The sequence below is a fragment of the Ramlibacter algicola genome (genome assembly GCF_016641735.1).
GTDB lineage: Bacteria > Pseudomonadota > Gammaproteobacteria > Burkholderiales > Burkholderiaceae_C > Ramlibacter > Ramlibacter algicola.
On sequence record NZ_JAEDAO010000001.1, the window covers coordinates 2,360,074 to 2,378,289 of the forward strand.

Annotated in this window: 16 protein-coding genes; 14 read left to right on the plus strand and 2 right to left on the minus strand. The window is 69.9% G+C overall.

What is annotated here, in order from left to right; all coding sequences use genetic code 11:
* Nucleotides 1–212: 212 nt before the first annotated feature.
* The 5 genes from I8E28_RS11500 to I8E28_RS11520 all read left to right on the plus strand — a co-directional run bounded on the left by I8E28_RS11500 (nt 213) and on the right by I8E28_RS11520 (nt 7,595).
* Nucleotides 213–3,083: a 2-oxoglutarate dehydrogenase E1 component gene (locus I8E28_RS11500; RefSeq protein WP_200788200.1), complete on the plus strand. Its 2,871-nt coding sequence runs from the start codon at nt 213–215 to the stop codon at nt 3,081–3,083.
* A 74-nt stretch (nt 3,084–3,157) separates the two neighbouring features.
* The gene (odhB, locus tag I8E28_RS11505; RefSeq protein ID WP_200788201.1) at nt 3,158–4,405 is read left to right on the plus strand and encodes a 2-oxoglutarate dehydrogenase complex dihydrolipoyllysine-residue succinyltransferase; all 1,248 of its coding nucleotides are present in this window, start codon (nt 3,158–3,160) and stop codon (nt 4,403–4,405) included.
* A gap of 10 nt (nt 4,406–4,415) precedes the next feature.
* Entirely contained in the window at nt 4,416–5,843 is a 1,428-nt protein-coding gene (gene lpdA, locus I8E28_RS11510; protein WP_200788202.1) for a dihydrolipoyl dehydrogenase, read from the plus strand.
* A gap of 13 nt (nt 5,844–5,856) precedes the next feature.
* Nucleotides 5,857–6,957: a cell division protein ZapE gene (gene zapE / locus I8E28_RS11515; RefSeq protein ID WP_200788203.1), complete on the plus strand. Its 1,101-nt coding sequence runs from the start codon at nt 5,857–5,859 to the stop codon at nt 6,955–6,957.
* The gene (locus I8E28_RS11520) at nt 6,954–7,595 is read left to right on the plus strand and encodes a hypothetical protein (RefSeq protein ID WP_200788204.1); all 642 of its coding nucleotides are present in this window, start codon (nt 6,954–6,956) and stop codon (nt 7,593–7,595) included. The genes zapE and I8E28_RS11520 overlap by 4 nt, the downstream gene beginning before the upstream one ends.
* Nucleotides 7,596–7,611: 16 nt before the next feature.
* Here the strand turns inward: I8E28_RS11520 and I8E28_RS11525 are convergent, their stop codons facing one another.
* Complete coding sequence (locus I8E28_RS11525; RefSeq protein WP_200788205.1) at nt 7,612–8,373, minus strand: PP2C family protein-serine/threonine phosphatase; 762 nt, start codon at nt 8,371–8,373, stop codon at nt 7,612–7,614.
* Between the two features lie 103 nt (nt 8,374–8,476).
* Between I8E28_RS11525 and I8E28_RS20720 the strand changes: the two genes are divergently transcribed.
* Complete coding sequence (locus I8E28_RS20720; protein ID WP_200790375.1) at nt 8,477–8,680, plus strand: DUF465 domain-containing protein; 204 nt, start codon at nt 8,477–8,479, stop codon at nt 8,678–8,680.
* Nucleotides 8,677–10,668: a DNA repair helicase YoaA gene (locus tag I8E28_RS11535; protein ID WP_476748492.1), complete on the plus strand. Its 1,992-nt coding sequence runs from the start codon at nt 8,677–8,679 to the stop codon at nt 10,666–10,668. Before I8E28_RS20720 ends, I8E28_RS11535 begins: the two co-directional genes overlap by 4 nt.
* Before the next feature lie 25 nt (nt 10,669–10,693).
* Here the strand turns inward: I8E28_RS11535 and I8E28_RS11540 are convergent, their stop codons facing one another.
* Nucleotides 10,694–11,491 (minus strand): outer membrane protein assembly factor BamD, encoded by a 798-nt coding sequence (locus tag I8E28_RS11540; protein ID WP_200788206.1) that lies wholly within the window; start codon nt 11,489–11,491, stop codon nt 10,694–10,696.
* 63 nt (nt 11,492–11,554) lie between these two features.
* On the opposite strand from I8E28_RS11540, the gene I8E28_RS11545 reads away from it, so the two are divergent.
* From I8E28_RS11545 to I8E28_RS11575, 7 genes are all read left to right on the plus strand, one after another.
* Complete coding sequence (locus I8E28_RS11545) at nt 11,555–12,637, plus strand: RluA family pseudouridine synthase (RefSeq protein WP_338050771.1); 1,083 nt, start codon at nt 11,555–11,557, stop codon at nt 12,635–12,637.
* Nucleotides 12,634–13,338 carry an SMC-Scp complex subunit ScpB gene (scpB, locus tag I8E28_RS11550; RefSeq protein ID WP_200788207.1) on the plus strand — a complete coding sequence of 235 codons (705 nt, stop codon included), beginning with the start codon at nt 12,634–12,636 and terminating at the stop codon, nt 13,336–13,338. Before I8E28_RS11545 ends, scpB begins: the two co-directional genes overlap by 4 nt.
* A gap of 5 nt (nt 13,339–13,343) precedes the next feature.
* Complete coding sequence (locus tag I8E28_RS11555; RefSeq protein ID WP_200788208.1) at nt 13,344–14,783, plus strand: pseudouridine synthase; 1,440 nt, start codon at nt 13,344–13,346, stop codon at nt 14,781–14,783.
* A 135-nt stretch (nt 14,784–14,918) separates the two neighbouring features.
* Nucleotides 14,919–15,344: a nucleoside-diphosphate kinase gene (gene ndk, locus I8E28_RS11560; protein WP_200788209.1), complete on the plus strand. Its 426-nt coding sequence runs from the start codon at nt 14,919–14,921 to the stop codon at nt 15,342–15,344.
* 21 nt (nt 15,345–15,365) lie between these two features.
* Nucleotides 15,366–16,505 carry a dual-specificity RNA methyltransferase RlmN gene (gene rlmN, locus I8E28_RS11565; RefSeq protein ID WP_200788210.1) on the plus strand — a complete coding sequence of 380 codons (1,140 nt, stop codon included), beginning with the start codon at nt 15,366–15,368 and terminating at the stop codon, nt 16,503–16,505.
* Nucleotides 16,506–17,336: a type IV pilus biogenesis/stability protein PilW gene (gene pilW, locus I8E28_RS11570; RefSeq protein WP_200788211.1), complete on the plus strand. Its 831-nt coding sequence runs from the start codon at nt 16,506–16,508 to the stop codon at nt 17,334–17,336. It begins immediately after the preceding gene.
* Entirely contained in the window at nt 17,329–18,216 is an 888-nt protein-coding gene (locus I8E28_RS11575; RefSeq protein ID WP_200788212.1) for a helix-turn-helix domain-containing protein, read from the plus strand. The genes pilW and I8E28_RS11575 overlap by 8 nt, the downstream gene beginning before the upstream one ends.

Consider the following 18,216-nt stretch of genomic DNA (forward strand, 5'->3'; position numbering starts at 1 on the left):
AGGGGGTTCGTGACGATCCCATCCGCCAAGCGGATGCGCTTGTGGGGTGGTGACCGGGGGGCGGCGACGCAGGTGCCACGAAGTGGCACAATCGCGGCGCAACTCCGGTCCTTCCACCCCACAGTTCGCATCCGCTAACCGGTCCAGCCGTGTCGCGGAAGGTTTCCTCAACCAGCTGAAGCTCCCTGCAGGGGAGCAGAAAGTAGCGAGAGATGAGCGACAGCTCCGTCTACAAGGCCTATCTCGGCAACTCGTACCTGTTCGGCGGCAACGCGCCCTACGTCGAGGAGATGTACGAGAACTACCTGGCCAACCCCGGGAGCGTTCCCGACACCTGGCGCGATTACTTCGACGCCCTCCAGCACGTCCCGGCCTCCGACGGCAGCAATGCCAAGGACGTGCCGCACATGCCCGTCATCAACGCGTTCGCCGAGCGCGCCAAGCAGGGCGGCACGCGCGTCGTGCAGGCGGCGGGCGCCGACCTCGAGCTGGCCCGCAAGCGCACCGCCGTCCAGCAGCTGATCGCCGCCTACCGCAACGTCGGCTGCCGCTGGGCCGACCTCGACCCGCTCAAGCGCACCGAGCGCGAGAACATCCCCGAGCTCGACGCCTCGTTCTACGGCTTCACGGCCGCCGACCAGGAAGCGGTGTTCAACACCAGCAACACGTTCTTCGGCAAGGAGTCGATGTCGCTGCGCGAGCTGCAGAACGCGCTGCGCGAAACCTACTGCGGCACCATCGGCGCCGAGTTCATGTACATCAGCGACCAGGGCCGCAAGCGCTGGTGGCAGCAGAAGCTGGAGTCGGTCCGCGCCAAGCCGAACTTCAGCACGGACAAGAAGAAGCACATCCTCGACCGCCTGACGGCCGCCGAGGGCCTCGAGCGCTTCCTGCACACCAAGTACGTCGGCCAGAAGCGCTTCTCGCTGGAAGGCGGCGAGAGCTTCATCGCCTCGATGGACGAGCTGATCCAGCAGGCCGGCAGCAAGGGCGTGCAGGAGATCGTGATCGGCATGGCCCACCGCGGCCGCCTGAACGTGCTGGTGAACACGCTGGGCAAGATGCCCGCCGACCTGTTCGCCGAGTTCGACCACACGGCCAAGGAAGACCTGCCCGCCGGCGACGTGAAGTACCACCAGGGCTTCTCGTCCGATGTCAGCACGCCCGGCGGCCCGGTGCACCTGTCGCTGGCCTTCAACCCGTCGCACCTCGAGATCGTCAACCCGGTCGTCGAAGGCTCGGTGCGCGCGCGCATGGACCGCCGCGCCGATCCCAAGGGCAAGCAGGTGCTGCCGGTGCTGGTGCACGGCGACGCCGCCATCGCAGGCCAGGGCGTGGTGCAGGAGACGCTGGCGCTGGCCGAAACGCGCGGCTACTTCACCGGCGGCACGGTCCACATCGTCATCAACAACCAGATCGGCTTCACCACCAGCGACCCGCGCGACACGCGCTCGACGCTGTACTGCACCGACATCGTGAAGATGATCGAGGCGCCGGTGCTGCACGTGAACGGCGACGACCCGGAAGCGGTGGTGCTGGCGACGCAGCTGGCGCTCGAGTACCGGATGGAGTTCGCCAAGGACGTCGTGGTCGACATCGTCTGCTTCCGCAAGCTGGGCCACAACGAGCAGGACACGCCCTCGCTCACCCAGCCGCTGATGTACAAGAAGATCGCGCAGCACGCGGGCACCCGCAAGCTGTACGCCGACAAGCTGGCTGCGCAGGGCCTGGGCGACACGCTGGGCGACGACATGGCCAAGGCGTATCGCGCCGCCATGGACGCCGGCAAGCACACGGTCGACCCGGTGCTGACCAACTTCAAGAGCAAGTACGCCGTCGACTGGAGCCCGTACCTGGGCAAGAAGTGGACCGACGCCGCCGACACCGCCATCCCGATGGCCGAGTGGAAGCGCCTCGCCGAGCGCATCACGACCGTGCCGGACGGCTTCACCGTGCACCCGCTGGTCAAGAAGGTGCTCGAGGACCGCGCCGCGATGGGCCGTGGCGACGTCAACGTCGACTGGGGCATGGGCGAGCACATGGCGTTCGCCTCGCTGGTGGCCAGCGGCTATCCGGTGCGCCTGTCGGGCGAAGACGTCGGCCGCGGCACGTTCACGCACCGCCACGCCGTGCTGCACGACCAGAACCGCGAGCGCTGGGATACGGGCACCTACATCCCGCTGCAGAACGTGGCCGAGAACCAGGCGCCCTTCGTCTGCATCGACTCCATCCTGTCGGAAGAGGCGGTGCTCGGCTTCGAGTACGGCTACGCGTCCAACGACCCCAACACGCTGGTGATCTGGGAAGCGCAGTTCGGCGACTTCGCCAACGGCGCGCAGGTCGTCATCGACCAGTTCATCGCGTCGGGCGAAGTCAAGTGGGGCCGCGTCAACGGCATCACCCTGATGCTGCCGCACGGCTACGAAGGCCAGGGCCCGGAACACAGCTCCGCGCGCCTGGAGCGCTTCATGCAGCTGTCCGCGGACACCAATATCCAGGTCACGCAGCCGACCACGGCCAGCCAGATCTTCCACCTGCTGCGCCGACAGGTCGTGCGCCCGCTGCGCAAGCCGCTGGTGATCATGACCCCCAAGTCGCTGCTGCGGAACAAGGACGCCACCTCGCCGCTGTCCGAGTTCACCCGCGGCGGCTTCCAGACCGTCATCCCCGAGATGAAGGCGGAGCTGAAGGCCGACAAGGTCAAGCGCGTGGTCGTCTGCTCGGGCAAGGTCTATTACGACCTGGCCAAGAAGCGCGAGGAGAAGGGCATCGACGACGCCGCGATCCTGCGCGTGGAACAGCTGTACCCGTTCCCGCACAAGGCGTTCGCCGCCGAGCTGAAGAAGTACCCCGCCGCCACCGAGATCGTCTGGTGCCAGGATGAGCCGCAGAACCAGGGCGCCTGGTTCTTCGTGCAGCACCAGATCCACGAGAACATGGCCGACGGCCAGAAGCTCGGGTACTCGGGCCGCGCCGCGTCGGCGTCGCCGGCCGTGGGCTACTCGCACCTGCACCAGGAGCAGCAGAAGGCCCTGGTCGAAGGCGCGTTCGGCAAGCTCAAGGGCTTCGTCCTGACCAAGTAAGAGGACGACACCGGCGCGCGGCCGTTACGGACGCCGCCTGTGTCCTTCCATAGAAGAATTCATAGGAACCAGACATGGCGATCGTTGACGTCAAGGTGCCCCAGCTCTCCGAATCGGTGGCCGAGGCGACCCTCCTGCAGTGGAAGAAGAAGGCCGGCGAGGCCGTCGCGCAGGACGAGATCCTGATCGAGATCGAGACCGACAAAGTCGTGCTCGAGGTGCCCGCGCCCAGCGCCGGCGTGCTGGCCGAGATCGTGGTCGCCGACGGTGGCACGGTGGTCGCCGAGCAGGTCATCGCGAAGATCGACACCGAAGGCAAGGCGAGCGCCGGCGCTCCGGCACCTGCCGCCGCTGCGCCTGCACCCGCTGCCGCGGCCTCGAAGCCCGCCGCGGCCGCACAGTCGTCCGGCAGCAAGTCCGACATTGCGATGCCGGCCGCCGCCAAGATCATGGCGGACAACAACATGGCGCCCGGCTCGGTGCAGGGCACCGGCCGCGACGGCCGCATCACCAAGGGCGACGTGCTGCAGGCCGCCAGCGGTGCAGCCGCGGCACCGAAGGCCGCCGCGCCGGCACCGGCGCTGCAACAGGTCGCCGCGCCGGCCGCGATGAACCTGGGCGACCGCCCCGAGCAGCGCGTGCCGATGTCGCGCCTGCGCGCGCGCGTCGCCGAGCGCCTGCTGCAGTCGCAGTCGACCAACGCCATCCTCACCACCTTCAACGAGGTCAACATGGCCCCGGTGATGGAGATGCGCAAGCGCTTCCAGGAGAAGTTCGAGAAGGAGCACGGCGTGAAGCTGGGCTTCATGTCCTTCTTCGTGAAGGCCGCCGTGCACGCGCTGAAGAAGTACCCGGTGATCAACGCCAGCGTCGACGGCACCGACATCGTCTACCACGGCTACTTCGACATCGGCATCGCGGTGGGCTCCCCGCGCGGCCTGGTGGTGCCGATCCTGCGCAACGCCGACCAGATGTCGTTCGCCGACATCGAGAAGAAGATCGCCGAGTTCGGCGCCAAGGCGCGCGACGGCAAGCTGGGCATCGAGGACATGACCGGCGGCACGTTCTCCATCTCCAACGGCGGCGTGTTCGGCTCGATGCTGTCGACGCCCATCATCAACCCGCCCCAGTCGGCCATCCTCGGCGTGCACGCGACCAAGGACCGCGCCGTCGTCGAGAACGGGCAGGTCGTGGTGCGGCCGATGAACTACCTGGCCATGTCCTACGACCACCGCATCATCGACGGCCGCGAAGCCGTGCTGGGCCTGGTCGCGATGAAGGAAGCGCTGGAAGACCCGGCGCGCCTGCTGTTCGATCTGTAAGGGGAGCAGCATGGCGAAGAACTTCGACGTGGTCGTCATCGGTGGCGGCCCCGGCGGCTACATCGCCGCCATCCGCGCGGCGCAGCTGGGCTTCAACACGGCCTGCATCGACGAGTGGAAGAACAAGGACGGCAAGCCCGCGCCGGGCGGCACCTGCACCAACGTCGGCTGCATCCCGTCCAAGGCGTTGCTGCAGTCGTCGGAGAACTACGAGGAAGCCGGCAAGCATTTCGCCGACCACGGCATCAAGATCGCCGGCCTCGAGATCGACGTCGCCAAGATGCTGGCCCGCAAGGACCAGGTCGTGAAGCAGAACAACGACGGCATCCTGTTCCTGTTCAAGAAGAACAAGGTCACGTTCTTCCATGGCCGCGGCTCGTTCGCCAAGGCCGGTGACGGCGGCTACGAGATCAGCGTCAAGGGCGCGGCCGACGAGACGATCACCGCGAAGCACGTGATCGTCGCCACCGGCTCCAACCCGCGCGCGCTGCCCGGCGTTCCGTTCGACGAGCAGAAGATCCTGTCCAACGACGGCGCGCTGCGCATCCCCGCGGTGCCCAAGAAGCTGGTGCTGATCGGTTCCGGCGTGATCGGCCTGGAGATGGGCTCCGTGTGGCGCCGTGTCGGCGCCGAAGTCACGGTGCTGGAAGCACTTCCGACTTTCCTGGGCGCGGTCGACGAGCAGATCGCCAAGGAAGCGCACAAGGCCTTCATCAAGCAAGGCCTGAAGATCGAACTGGGCGTCAAGGTCGGCGAGATCAAGACGGCCGGCAAGGGCGTGTCGGTGGCCTACACCACCGCCAAGGGCGAAGCGCAGACCCTCGATGCGGACAACGTCATCGTCTCGATCGGCCGCGTGCCGAACACCATCGGCCTGAACCCCGAGGCGGTAGGCCTGAAGCTGGACGAGCGTGGCGCCATCGTGGTCGACGGCGACTGCAAGACCAACCTGCCGAACGTCTGGGCGATCGGCGACGTCGTGCGCGGCCCGATGCTCGCGCACAAGGCGGAGGAAGAGGGGGTCGCGGTGGCCGAGCGCATCGCGGGCCAGCATGGCCACGTCAACTTCAACACCATCCCCTGGGTGATCTACACCAGCCCCGAGATCGCCTGGGTGGGCCGCACCGAACAGCAGCTCAAGGCCGACGGCGTCGCGTACAAGGCGGGCACCTTCCCGTTCATGGCCAACGGCCGCGCGCGCGCGCTGGGCGACACGACGGGCATGGTCAAGTTCCTGGCCGACGCGAAGACCGACGAGATCCTGGGCGTTCACATCGTCGGCCCGATGGCCAGCGAGCTGATCTCCGAAGCCGTGGTGGCGATGGAGTTCAAGGCCTCGGCCGAGGACATCGCCCGCATCTGCCACGCGCACCCGTCGCTGTCCGAAGCGACCAAGGAAGCCGCGCTGGCCGTCGACAAGCGCACGCTGAACTTCTGAGGGCGGCAGCCAGGTGCCCTCGGTCCGTGAGGCGTACGACGCGGAGCTCCAGTCCCGCGGGTACGCCAGCGACCCCGCGCAGCTGCGCGCGGTGGAAGCGCTGGAGCGCTGCGCGCAGGACTGGGCGCAGTACAAGGACAAGCGCTCCAACAGCTTCAAGAAGCTGATCAACCATCCCGACATCCCGCGCGGCGTCTACATGTACGGCGGGGTGGGGCGCGGCAAGAGCTTCCTGATGGATTGCTTCTTCCAGGCGGTGCCCCTGAAGCGCAAGACGCGGCTGCACTTCCACGAGTTCATGCGCGAGGTGCACCGGGAACTGCAGGACCTGCAGGGCACGGTGAACCCGCTGGACAAGCTGGGCGAGCGCATGGCGCAGCGCTTCAAGCTGGTCTGCTTCGACGAGTTCCACGTCGCCGACATCACGGACGCGATGATCCTGCACCGGCTGCTGCAGTCGCTGTTCGACAACGGCGTGGGCTTCGTCACCACGTCCAACTTCCATCCCGACGAGCTGTACCCGAACGGGCTGCATCGCGATCGCATCCTGCCCGCGATCGAGCTGCTCAAGGAGAAGCTGGAAGTCGTCAACGTCGACAACGGCACCGACTACCGCCAGCGCACGCTGGCCGGCGTGCGGATGTACCACTGCCCGCTGGGCCCCGAAGCCGACGCCGCAATGGACAAGGCGTTCACCGACCTGGCGGAGTCGCACGACGAGAGTCCCGTGCTCACCATCGAACACCGCGAGATCCGTGCCCGCCGCAAGGCCGGCGGCGTCGTCTGGTTCGACTTCCGAACGCTGTGCGGCGGCCCGCGCTCGCAGAACGATTACCTGGAGATCGCCACCCAGTTCCACACCGTGCTGCTCTCCGGCGTGCCCTACATGCCGGTCAACATGGCGTCGGAAGCGCGGCGGTTCACCTGGCTGGTCGACGTTCTTTACGATCGGCGCGTGAAACTGATCCTCTCCGCGGCGGTCGAACCCGAGGCCCTGTACACGGACGGGCCGCTGGCGCACGAGTTTCCGCGCACGGTCTCGCGCCTGCGCGAGATGCAGTCGGCGCAGTACCTGGCGCACGGCCGCCGCGACGTCGACACCCGCCTGACATGAAGCCCATCCTCCTGCCCCTCCTGTGGCTCGCCTTCGCCGGCTCCGTCGCTGCGCAGCAACCCGCGCCGGCAGCAGGCGCCGCATCGTCGCCCGCGGAGCCGTCCGCCGAGCAGCAGGTCGCCGCCGAGCGCGCCCGCATCGGCGCCGAACGCGCGCGGGCGGAACGCGAGTTCGAAGCCGCGCAGAAGGCCTGCTACCAGAAGTTCGCCGTCACCGGCTGCATCGAGGACGCGCGCGCGAAGCGGCGCGAGGTGCTCGCCGACCTGCGCCGGCAGGAGGTCGCGCTGAACGACGCCCAGCGCCGCGCGCGCGCCGCCGAGCAGATGCGCGAGCTGGAAGCGCGCCAGGCCGAGCAGGAGCGCAAGGCGCAGGAGGCCCGGCAGAAGGGCCAGGAGAAGGAAGCCCAGCAGGAGCGGCGGGCGGCCGACAAGGAGGCCAAGCCCTCGCAGGATGCCGAGGCGGCCAGCCGCCGCGCCAAGACGCCGCGCCAGCCCAAGCCGACGCAGGCGCCCGACGTGGAAGCCAGCCGCGAGCGCTACGACCGCCGGATCGCCGACGCCGAGCAGCACAAGGCCGAGGTGCACCGCCGCGCCGCTTCGGCCAAGAAGGACGTCAAGCCGCTCCCCGTCCCTCCCTGAAGGACGGGCCCGCCCCTTACGCCAGCGGCTCCAACTTCACGATCACCAGCGACAGGTTGTCGCCGCCCCCACGGCCGCGGGAGCGCGCCTTCTCGATCAGGAACTCGCTCGCTTCGCGCGGCGACAACGACGAAAGCACCGAGCCGAGCTCGTTGTGGCTGAAGTAGTGCCACACCCCGTCGCTGCACGCCATCAGCACGTCGCCCGGGCGCAACTGCTGCACGTAGTGCAACGTCGCCGGCGGCTCGTCCTCGGCGCCCAGGCAGCCCATGAGGATGTTGGACTGCGGGTGCACGTTGGCTTCTTCCTCCGTGATCTGGCCGGCGTCGACCAGCGTCTGCACGTAGGAATGGTCCAGCGTGCGCTTGACCAGGCTGCCGCCGTGGAAGTAGTAGATGCGCGAATCGCCGGCGTGCACCCAGTGGCAGTCGCCGCTGGGGTTGATGAGGAACGCGGCGACGGTGCTGTGCGGCTCCTGCTCCGACGAGATGGCCGTCAGCTTGATGACGAGGTGCGCCTCGTCGACGATCTGCTTGAGCAGGTGTGACGCGTCGTCGTGGTCGGGCGAGTAGCGCTCGAACAGCTGCTTGGCCGTCATCATCACCTGGTCGGACGCCTTGCGGCCGCCGCTGCGGCCGCCCATGCCGTCGGCGACGACGCCGAGCACGCAGCCGGTGATGCGCGGGTGGCTCAGCAGCGCCACCTGGTCCTGCTGGTATTCGCGGTCACCCTTGTGGATGCCGGTGGCGGCGGTGAGCCGGTAGCCTTTGGTGGACATGTGGATCCTGAAACAGGCGGGTGCGCCGCGTGCGGCGCGCGCCGGAGCACGTATTATCCCTTCGACCGCAGAGTTCCCTGCGGAGGCCGTGCCAACTAGTGCCGTGGATTCCAACCTGCATTCGCCCGAGCGGCAGCTCATCGAGCTGCGGATGGAGCACGCCGACCTCGACGCGCTCATCGACCGCGTCGGCAGCGAGTCCCCCGCCGACGAATTGATGCTGCGGCGCCTCAAGAAGCGGCGGCTGCAGCTGCGCGACCAGATCGCGCGGCTGGAGCAGGTGCTCGACCCCAAAGAACCCGCGTGACTCCCCTGCAAGAAGCCGTGCACCGCGCGTTCGCGCCCGGCGGTGCACTCGCCGGCGCTGCCGAAGCCTTCCTCCCGCGCAGCGGGCAGACCGACATGGCGCTGGCCGTCGCCGCCACCGTGGAGGAGGGCGGCGCGCTGGTCGTCGAGGCCGGCACCGGCGTCGGCAAGACCTTCGCGTACCTCGTGCCCGCGCTGCTCTCGGGCGAGCGCGTGCTGCTGTCCACCGCCACCAAGACGCTGCAGGACCAGCTGTTCGGCCGCGACCTCCCGCGGCTGGTGGAAGCGCTCGGCCTGCCGGTGCGCACCGCGCTGCTCAAGGGCCGCGCCAGCTACCTGTGCCTGCACCGCCTCGACCAGGCGCGGCACGACGTGATGGCCGGTGACCGTGCCGTCGCCGCGACGCTGGCGCGCGTCGAGCAGTGGTCGCATGGCACCAAGTCCGGCGACCTCGCGGAATTGCCCGGCCTGGACGAACGCTCGCCGGTGATCCCGCTCGTCACGTCGACGCGCGACAACTGCCTCGGCTCGCAGTGCCCGAAGTTCCGCCAGTGCCACGTCAACCTGGCGCGGCGCGACGCACTGGCCGCCGACGTCGTCGTCATCAACCACCACCTGTTCTTCGCCGACCTCGCGGTGCGCGAGTCCGGCATGGCCGAACTGCTGCCCACCGTGCGCGTGGCCATCTTCGACGAAGCGCACCAGCTCAATGAGACGGGCGTGCAGTTCCTCGGCGCGCAGCTGGGCACGTCGCAGTTGCTCGACTTCACGCGCGACATGCTCGCGGCCGGCCTGCAGCTTGCGCGCGGGCTGGTCGACTGGCAGGGCACCGCGGCGGCCTGCGAACGCGCGGCGCGCGAGTTGCGGCTCGTCGTCGGTCGCTCCGGGCCGGGCCGCCTGCGCTGGGCCGGCGGGGCACCGGATGGCATCGAGCCCTCGGGGTGGCAGCAGGCGCTGGACGCCGTGCACGACGCGTGCGCGCAGGCGGCCGAAGCGCTCGCCATGGTCAGCGAGATCGCGCCGGACTTCCCGCGCCTGCAGGAGCGCGCGCGCCTGCTGGCCGATCGCGCCGAGCGCTTCGCGACGAAGTGCGAGGCCGACTGCGTGCGCTGGCTCGACGTCGGCACGCAGGTGCGGCTGATGGAATCGCCGCTGGACATCGCGCACACCATGCGCACCCGGCTGCTCAAGGAAGGCGAGGGCGGCCGCGCCTGGGTCTTCACCTCGGCGACGCTGGGCGACGACGCGCGCCTGTCCTGGTTCACCGAGCCCTGCGGCCTGCAGGAAGCGCAGGTGCTGCGCGTGGGCAGCCCGTTCGACTACCCGCGGCAGGCGGCGCTGTACGTGCCACGCGACCTGCCCAAGCCGAACGAGCCCACGCACCCACAGGCGGTCGCACGGCTGGCCGCCATCGCGGCGAAGCGCCTGGGTGGCCGGACGATGGTGCTGACGACGACGCTGCGGTCGCTGCGCGCGATCGGCGACGACCTGCAGCTCCGGTTCCCGGCCGGCGCCGGTCTCGAGATCCTCGTGCAGGGCCAATGGCCCAAGCGGCGGCTGATCGAGCGGTTCCGAGAAGGCGATTCGCAAGGCGGCGCGGGGTGCGTGCTGGTCGCGTCGGCGTCGTTCTGGGAAGGCGTCGACGTGCCCGGCGACGCGCTGCAGCTGGTCGTCATCGACAAGCTGCCTTTCCCGCCGCCGAACGACCCCGTGGTGGAAGCGCGCTCACAGCGGCTCGAGGCGCAGGGCCGCAGCCCGTTCAACGACTATTTCGTGCCGGAGGCGGCGGTGGCCCTGAAGCAGGGGGCGGGTCGCCTGATCCGCCGCGAGAGCGACCGGGGCGCGCTCGTGGTGTGCGACCCGCGCATGGCGACGATGGGATACGGCCGCCGGCTGCTGGCGGCGCTGCCGCCGATGCGGCGGCTGGAAGGCGCGGATGATTTCGCGGCGGCGCTGGACGCTTTGCGCGACGCCGCCGCGGTGGACTAGGAGCCTTGCGCGGGCTCCTGGCCGATCACCAGAACTTCCACCAGGCCGACTTCTCCGTCGGCTTCTCACCGCCGGTGAGGTAGACGCTCTGCGGATAGGTCTTCTCGAGCACGCGGCGCGAATCGTCGCGCAGCTGGGTCATGCCCAGCGCTTCGTACGACCGCATCAGGATCGCGAGGGCTTCCTCGCTCGCCGGCACTTCCTGGTAGTCGTTCAGCGCGGCCTGCGCGCGGTTGACCGCCGCCACGTAGGCGCCGCGGCGGTAGTAGTAGCGGGCCACGTGCACCTCGTACTGCGCCAGCGAGTTGACGATGTACGTCATGCGCGCGCGGGCGTCCGGCGTGTACTTGGACTCGGGGAAGCGCGTCGACAGTTCCTTGAAGGCCTCGAACGATTCCTTGGCGGCCTTCTGGTCGCGCTCCGACAGGTCCTGGCTGGCGATCCACGCGAGGAGGCCCAGGTTGTCATTGAAGTTCACGATCCCCTTGAGGTACAGCGCGTAGTCCAGCGCCGGGCTCGCGGGGTGCAGCTTCATGAAGCGGTCCAGCGTCGCGATGGCCTGGGCCGGCTCCTGCGAGCGGTACTGCGCGTAGGCCTTTTCCAGCTGCGCCTGCTGCGCGAGCGGGGTGCCGGCGGCGCGGCCTTCGAGGCGCTCCAGCAGCGGGATGGCCTTGTCCCAGGAGTTCGCCGCCAGTTCGTCGCGTGCGTCGGCGTACAGCTTGTTCGGGCTCAGCGCCGCACCCTTCTCGTCGCGCGGCTCGGAGGAGCAGGCCGCGAGCAGCAGCGCCGCGAGGGCGACGACGGATAATTTGGCACGAAGCATGAAGCGCAGACCTTCTTGAAACTGGGCCGCACGATTATAGGAGCGCCCCCCGAGGGCCTCCCCGTGGAGGAACCCGCGGACGACGAGGCGGACACCGCCGCGGCGGGCGAGTCGCGCGAGCTGGTCGTCCAGGCGGCGCAGCACGGCGAGCGGCTGGACCGCGTGCTCGCGCAGCTGGTGCCCGAGTTTTCGCGCAGCTACCTGCAGCAGCTGGTGGACGACGGCGCCGTGGCCATCGACGGCCGTGCCGCGAGCCGTTCCGCGCACCGCGTGCGCGCGGGCAGCGTGCTCACGGTCGAATTGCGGCCGACGCCCCAGAGCCAGTCGTTCCGTCCCGAGGACATCCCGCTGCAGGTGGTGCACGAGGACGAGCACCTGCTGGTCGTCGACAAGCCGGCCGGCCTGGTCGTGCATCCCGCGCCGGGCAACTGGAGCGGCACGCTGCTCAATGCGCTGCTCGGGCGCGATGCGACGGCGGCGCAGTTGCCACGCGCGGGCATCGTGCACCGCCTGGACAAGGACACGAGCGGGCTGATGGTCGTCGCGCGCACGCGGGCCACCATGGACGCCCTGGTGCGGGCGATCGCCGCGCGCGAGGTCACGCGCCAATACCTGGCGCTCGCCCACCGCGCGTGGTCCGGGCCGGCGCAGCGCCATGTGGAGGCGCCGATCGGCCGCGACCCGCGCAACCGCCTGCGCATGGCGGTCGTCGATCCCGCGCTGTCGCCCGGCAAGCCGGCGGCCACGACCTTCGACCTGCTGGACACCAACGAGCAGGGCTGCCTGGTGCGCGCGAGCCTGCACACCGGGCGCACGCACCAGATCCGCGTGCACATGGCCCATGTCGGGCATCCGCTGCTGGGCGACGTGCTCTATGGCGGCCGGTGCGAGGCCGGCCTGCAGCGGCAGGCCCTGCACGCGTTCCGGCTGGCCTTCCGGCACCCCGTGACCGGCGCGCTGCTCGACCTGCGGTCGGCCCTGCCGCCGGACCTGTCCTCGGCCTTGGCCGCCTGGGGGCTGCGTTACAATCAGGACCCAGCGCCGGCACCTGCCGGCGCGCTCTCCGCGACACCGGCGCCCGCCCCGGGCCACCCCACGGTTGGAGCGCCGCCCGGCGCCCGTTCCAGGAAGACCGCAAGACGATGATGACCGCGGATGCCAAGCGCGTCCTCGAAACCGCGTTGATCTGCTCGCCGCAGCCTTTGCAGGTGCGTGAACTGCGGGTGCTGTTCAACGACGAACTCGGCGCCGACACGATCAAGTCGCTGCTGGACGACCTGCAGGACGACTGGGCGCAGCGCGGCGTGGAGCTGGTGTGCGTCGCGACCGGCTGGCGTTTCCAGAGCCGCCCCGAGATGCGCGAGTACCTCGATCGCCTGCACCCCGAGAAGCCGCCGAAGTACACGCGCGCCGCGCTCGAGACGCTGGCCATCATCGCGTACCGGCAGCCCGTGACGCGCGGCGACATGGAAGACATCCGCGGCGTGACCATCAATACGCAGATCCTCAAGCAGCTCGAGGACCGGGGCTGGGTCGAAGTGATCGGCCATCGCGAAGCGCCCGGCCGCCCCGGCCTGTACGCCACCACCAAGCAGTTCCTCGACGACCTGGGCCTCGCGTCGCTCGACCAGCTGCCCGCGCTGGAATCGCCTTCGCAGCAGGCGGCCATCTTCGCCGGCCTGGCCGAAGGCGACGGCGACGCCGTGCAGCCGCCGCTGGGGATCGAAGGCGCGACCGACCCCGAGCCGCCGCAGGCGGTCGAAGCTTCCGACGCCGGCGCCACCGACGAAGCCGCCGACGGCCCGCAACAAGACGACGGCGGCGGTCCCGCGCCGGCCCTCACCTGACCCCCATGAACGCCAACGAGCTCCACCCGCCGCATCCCGAGCCCGCCGGCGACGATCCCAAGGACAAGCCCGCCGTCGCCGCTCCCCAGCCTGCGCCTGCGCCCGAGCGCGCGGGGCAGCCGCAGGACGACGGCGACGAGCGCGAGGACGACGAGGATTTCGACGGCGATGACGAGGACGACGACGACGACGATCGTCCGCGCCGCGCGCAGGGTCCCGCTGCGCCGCCGGCGGAACCGATCCGCTTCGAGGACGTCGTGTCCGGCCGCTTCGACGCCGAGGAGCAGAGCCCCGAGGTCACGCTGGCCAAGCGCGTGCTGGCGCCGCAGGCCGATACTCCCAAGCTGCACAAGGTGCTCGCCCAGGCCGGCCTCGGCTCGCGCCTGGAGATGGAGCAGCTGATCATGGAAGGGCGGATCTCGGTCAACAACGAGCCCGCCCACGTCGGCCAGCGCATCCAGTGGGGCGACCAGATCAAGGTCAACGGCAAGCCGATCAGGGTGCGCATCGCGCCGCCGCCGGCGCGCGTCATCGCGTACCACAAGCCCACGGGGGAGGTCGTCACGCACGAGGACCCGCAGAACCGGCCGACCGTGTTTCGCAAGCTGCCGCGCCTGCCGCAGGGCAAGTGGCAGTCCGTGGGGCGCCTGGACCTCAACACCGAAGGCCTGCTGCTGTTCACCAACAGCGGCGAGCTCGCCAACCGCCTCATGCATCCGCGCTTCGGCCTGGAGCGCGAGTACGCCGTGCGCGTGCTGGGCGCGCTGTCCAACGAGGAGAAGCAGCGGCTGCTGGACGGTGTCCAGCTGGAAGACGGCAAGGCGCAGTTCGGCACCATCGAGGATGGCGGCGGCGAGGGTGCCAACGCGTGGTACCGCGTCACCATCTCCGAGGGCCGCAACCGCGAGGTGCGCCGCCTGATGGAATCGCTGGGCCATGCGGTCAGCCGCCTGATCCGCATCCGCTACGGCGCGGTGGTGCTGCCGCGCGGCCTCAAGCGCGGCGCGTTCGTCGAGCTGGACGAGCGCGACATCCGTGACCTCACGCAGGCGGCCGGGCTGCATGCGGGCGAGCGCGAACACGGCGGTGACGGCGGCGGCAAGTCGCGCAACCGCCGTCGCGGTGGCGGTGGCGGCGGGCCGCGTCCCGACGGTTCCCGCGGTCCCCAGCAGGGGAACAAGGGGCAGGGCGGCCAGCAGCGCCGCTCCAAGGGGACTGGCGGCGGTGGCGGTGGCGGTGGAAGCCGCGACGGCGGCGGCCAGCCCGATCCGATGAAGACGTCGTTCGGCTACATCGGCGCCGACAGCTTCATGCGCCAGCGCCAGGGCGGTGGCGGCAACGCCGGCGGCGGCGGCGGGCAGCGTCGTGGCGGCCCGCGCCGCGGTGGCGGTGGCGGTGGCGGTGGCGGTGGCGGTGGCGGTGGCGGTGGTCGCGGCGGCCGCTGAGCCAGCCATTCGACGCCGCGCGGCGCGCATCGACGCCGCGGTTTAAAATCTAGGGCTTTGCCAGAACTTTCACGCCCGCGCGCAGCCTAACCGGCGCGCCCGGGCTTCTCCCTTTCACAACCAGGAACTCCCAGCATGGCGATCGAACGCACCCTCTCCATCATCAAGCCCGACGCGGTGGCCAAGAACGTGATCGGCCAGATCTACGCGCGCTTCGAGGGCGCGGGCCTCAAGGTCATCGCCGCCAAGATGGCCCACCTGTCGCGCCAGGAGGCCGAGCAGTTCTACGCCGTGCACAAGGCCCGCCCGTTCTTCAAGGACCTGGTGGATTTCATGATCTCCGGCCCGGTGATGATCCAGGTGCTCGAGGGTGAAGGCGCGATCGCCAAGAACCGCGAGCTGATGGGCGCCACCGACCCGAAGAAGGCCGAGAAGGGCACCATCCGCGCCGACTTCGCCGACAGCATCGACGCCAACGCCGTGCACGGCTCCGACGCTCCCGAGACGGCCGCCGTCGAGGTTTCGTTCTTCTTCCCCGGGATGAACGTCTACTCGCGCTGAGCGAGAGACCTTCCTCATGCGATGACGACGGCCAACCTCCTCGAATTCGACCTCGACGGGCTGGCCGCGTTCTGCGCAACGCTGGGCGAGAAGCGGTTCCGCGCCGTCCAGCTGTTCCGGTGGATCCACCAGCGCGGTGAATCCGATTTCGACCGGATGACGGACCTCGCGAAGTCGCTTCGCGAAAAGCTGAAGGCGCAGGCGCACGTCACCGCGCTGCCCGTCATCACCCAGCACGAATCCGCCGACGGCACCATCAAGTGGCTGTTCGACGTGCGCGACGGCAATGCCGTCGAGGCGGTCTTCATTCCCGAGGACGACCGCGGCACGCTGTGCGTGTCCTCGCAGGCCGGCTGCGCCGTCGGCTGCCGCTTCTGCTCCACCGGCCACCAGGGCTTCTCGCGCAACCTCACCACCGGCGAGATCCTCGCCCAGCTGTGGTTCGCCGAGCACTTCCTGCGCAAGCACCTGAAGACGGACGAGCGCGTCATCTCGAACGTCGTGATGATGGGGATGGGCGAGCCGCTGCAGAACTACTCGGCGCTCGTGCCCGCGCTGCGCGCGATGCTCGACGACCATGGTTACGGCCTGTCGCGGCGCCGCGTGACGGTCTCCACGTCCGGCGTCGTGCCGATGATCGACCGGCTGTCGCAGGACTGCCCGGTGGCGCTGGCCGTGTCGCTGCACGCGCCGAACGATCCGCTGCGCGACAACCTCGTGCCGCTCAATCGCAAGTACCCGCTGGCCGACCTGCTGGCGGCATGCAACCGCTACCTGCAGCATGCGCCGCGCGACTTCATCACGTTCGAGTACTGCATGCTCGATGGCGTCAACGACACGCCGGAGCACGCGCGCGAGCTGGTCGCGCTGGTGCGCGGGCACGGCACCAGCTGCAAGTTCAACCTCATTCCATTCAACCCGTTCCCGCAATCGGGCCTGACGCGCTCGCCCAACACACGCGTGGTCGCGTTCGCGAGGATCCTCAACGATGCTGGTATCGTCACCACCGTGCGCAAGACGCGGGGCGACGACATCGACGCCGCGTGCGGGCAGCTGGCGGGAGACGTCAAGGACCGCACGCGAGTCGGCGAGCGCATCGCCCAGCAGCGCACCGTGATGCTCAGACAGGTGCCGGCAGCGGCGGCTGCGAAGGAGGGTTGAATGGACGTTCGGAATGGGGCGCGCACCGGCGCGCTGGTGGCGTTGCTCCCGTGGGCGGCGCTGTTGTCGTCGGTGGTCGCGATCTCCGGGTGCGCGGGCGGTCCGTCCCCGCAAGCGGCGGACACTCCCGCCCCCTTCACCGAATCCGACGAGCCCGAAGGCCGCAAGCGCGCGCGCATCCGCACCGAGCTCGCCACCGGCTACTTCGAGCAGGGCCAGACCTCCGTCGCCCTGGACGAACTGAAGCAGGCCATCGCCGCCGACCCGACCTATCCCGACGCGTACAACCTGCGCGGCCTGATCTACCTGCGCATGGCCGACAACCGCCAGGCCGAGGACAGCTTCCGCCGCGCGGTGGCGCTGAACCCGCGCGACGCGAACACGCTGCACAACCTGGGCTGGCTGCAGTGCCAGGAGAAGCGCTGGGACGAGTCGCAGCGCAGCTTCGAGCAGGCGCTGGCCAGCCCGATCTACCGCGACCGCGCCAAGACGCTGATGACGCTGGGCATCTGCCAGGCCCGCGCCGGCCGCAATGCCGAAGGCGAGCGCAACCTCGCGCGCGCCTGGGAGCTGGAGGAAGGCAACCCGATCGTCGGCTACAACCTCGCGTCGATGCTGTTCGCGCGCGGCGACGCCGCGACCGCACAGAACTACATCCGGCGCCTGAACAACAGCGAACTGGCGAATGCCGAGACGCTGTGGCTGGGCGTGAAGATCGAGAACAAGCTGGGCGACCGCGTCGCCGCGCGCCAGCTCGGCGAGCAGTTGCGTAAGCGCTTCCCGCAATCGCGCGAGGCCGGTGCCTACGACCGTGGGGCGTTCAATGAGTGAGGCCGTCGCGGTCGAGAGCGCGGGCGCGCTGCTGCGCCAGGCCCGCGAGGCGTCCGGCCTGCACGTCGCCGCGCTGGCGGTGTCGCTGAAGGTGCCGGTGCGCAAGCTCGAGGCGCTGGAGAACGATCGCTACGACGAACTGACCGACGCCGTGTTCGCGCGGGCGCTGGCCTCCAGCGTGTGCCGCACGCTCAAGGTCGACGCGCGCCCGATCCTCGATCGCCTGCCGCAGACCAACGCGCCGCGCCTGGTGCAGGACCGCGAGGGCATCAACGCGCCGTTCCGCGCGCCCGGCGATCCGGTGGCGCCCCGCTGGTTCGACCAGTGGTCGCGGCCGCCCGTCATCGCGATGTTCGCGTTGCTCATCGCGGCGCTGGTCGTCGTCCTCATGCCGCGCCGGGACGACGTGGCCGCCGTGAAGACGGACTCGGCCACGCCGGTGGCCGGCATGACCGCGCCGGCCCTGCCGCCGGTGGCCTCGACCACCGAGCCCGTGGCCGCCCCCTTGCCGGTGGCCAGCGAGCCCGCCACGCCCGTGGCGGCACGCGCCGCCAGCGCGCCGGCTGCAGCCGCGTCGATGCCTGCCACGCAGGCCGCCGTGGCGGCACCGGCCACCACCCCCGCCAGCGCGCCTGCGACCGGCGGCACCATCGTCTTCCGCACCAGCGCACCGTCGTGGGTCGAGGTCATGGACGCCAAGGGCAACGTCGCCCTGCGCCGCCTCATGGCCGCCGGCGAGACGGCCGGCGCCAGCGGCCCGCTGCCACTGGCCGTGACGGTCGGCAGCGCCAACGCCACCACGGTGGAAGTGCGCGGCAAGCCCTTCGCCCTCGCGCCCGCCCTCGTCAAGGACAACGTGGCGCGTTTCGACATCAAGTAG

Excerpts from the sequence above, each read along its gene's own strand:
- pilW (WP_200788211.1), top strand. The coding sequence starts at position 16,506 with ATGGACGTTCGGAATGGGGCGCGCACCGGCGCGCTGGTGGCGTTGCTC.
- lpdA (WP_200788202.1), top strand. The coding sequence starts at position 4,416 with ATGGCGAAGAACTTCGACGTGGTCGTCATCGGTGGCGGCCCCGGCGGC.
- I8E28_RS11555 (WP_200788208.1), top strand. The coding sequence starts at position 13,344 with ATGAACGCCAACGAGCTCCACCCGCCGCATCCCGAGCCCGCCGGCGAC.
- I8E28_RS11575 (WP_200788212.1), top strand. The coding sequence starts at position 17,329 with ATGAGTGAGGCCGTCGCGGTCGAGAGCGCGGGCGCGCTGCTGCGCCAG.
- I8E28_RS11525 (WP_200788205.1), bottom strand. The coding sequence starts at position 8,373 with ATGTCCACCAAAGGCTACCGGCTCACCGCCGCCACCGGCATCCACAAG.
- odhB (WP_200788201.1), top strand. The coding sequence starts at position 3,158 with ATGGCGATCGTTGACGTCAAGGTGCCCCAGCTCTCCGAATCGGTGGCC.
- I8E28_RS11520 (WP_200788204.1), top strand. The coding sequence starts at position 6,954 with ATGAAGCCCATCCTCCTGCCCCTCCTGTGGCTCGCCTTCGCCGGCTCC.
- I8E28_RS11500 (WP_200788200.1), top strand. The coding sequence starts at position 213 with ATGAGCGACAGCTCCGTCTACAAGGCCTATCTCGGCAACTCGTACCTG.
- rlmN (WP_200788210.1), top strand. The coding sequence starts at position 15,366 with ATGACGACGGCCAACCTCCTCGAATTCGACCTCGACGGGCTGGCCGCG.
- I8E28_RS11540 (WP_200788206.1), bottom strand. The coding sequence starts at position 11,491 with ATGCTTCGTGCCAAATTATCCGTCGTCGCCCTCGCGGCGCTGCTGCTC.
- scpB (WP_200788207.1), top strand. The coding sequence starts at position 12,634 with ATGATGACCGCGGATGCCAAGCGCGTCCTCGAAACCGCGTTGATCTGC.
- ndk (WP_200788209.1), top strand. The coding sequence starts at position 14,919 with ATGGCGATCGAACGCACCCTCTCCATCATCAAGCCCGACGCGGTGGCC.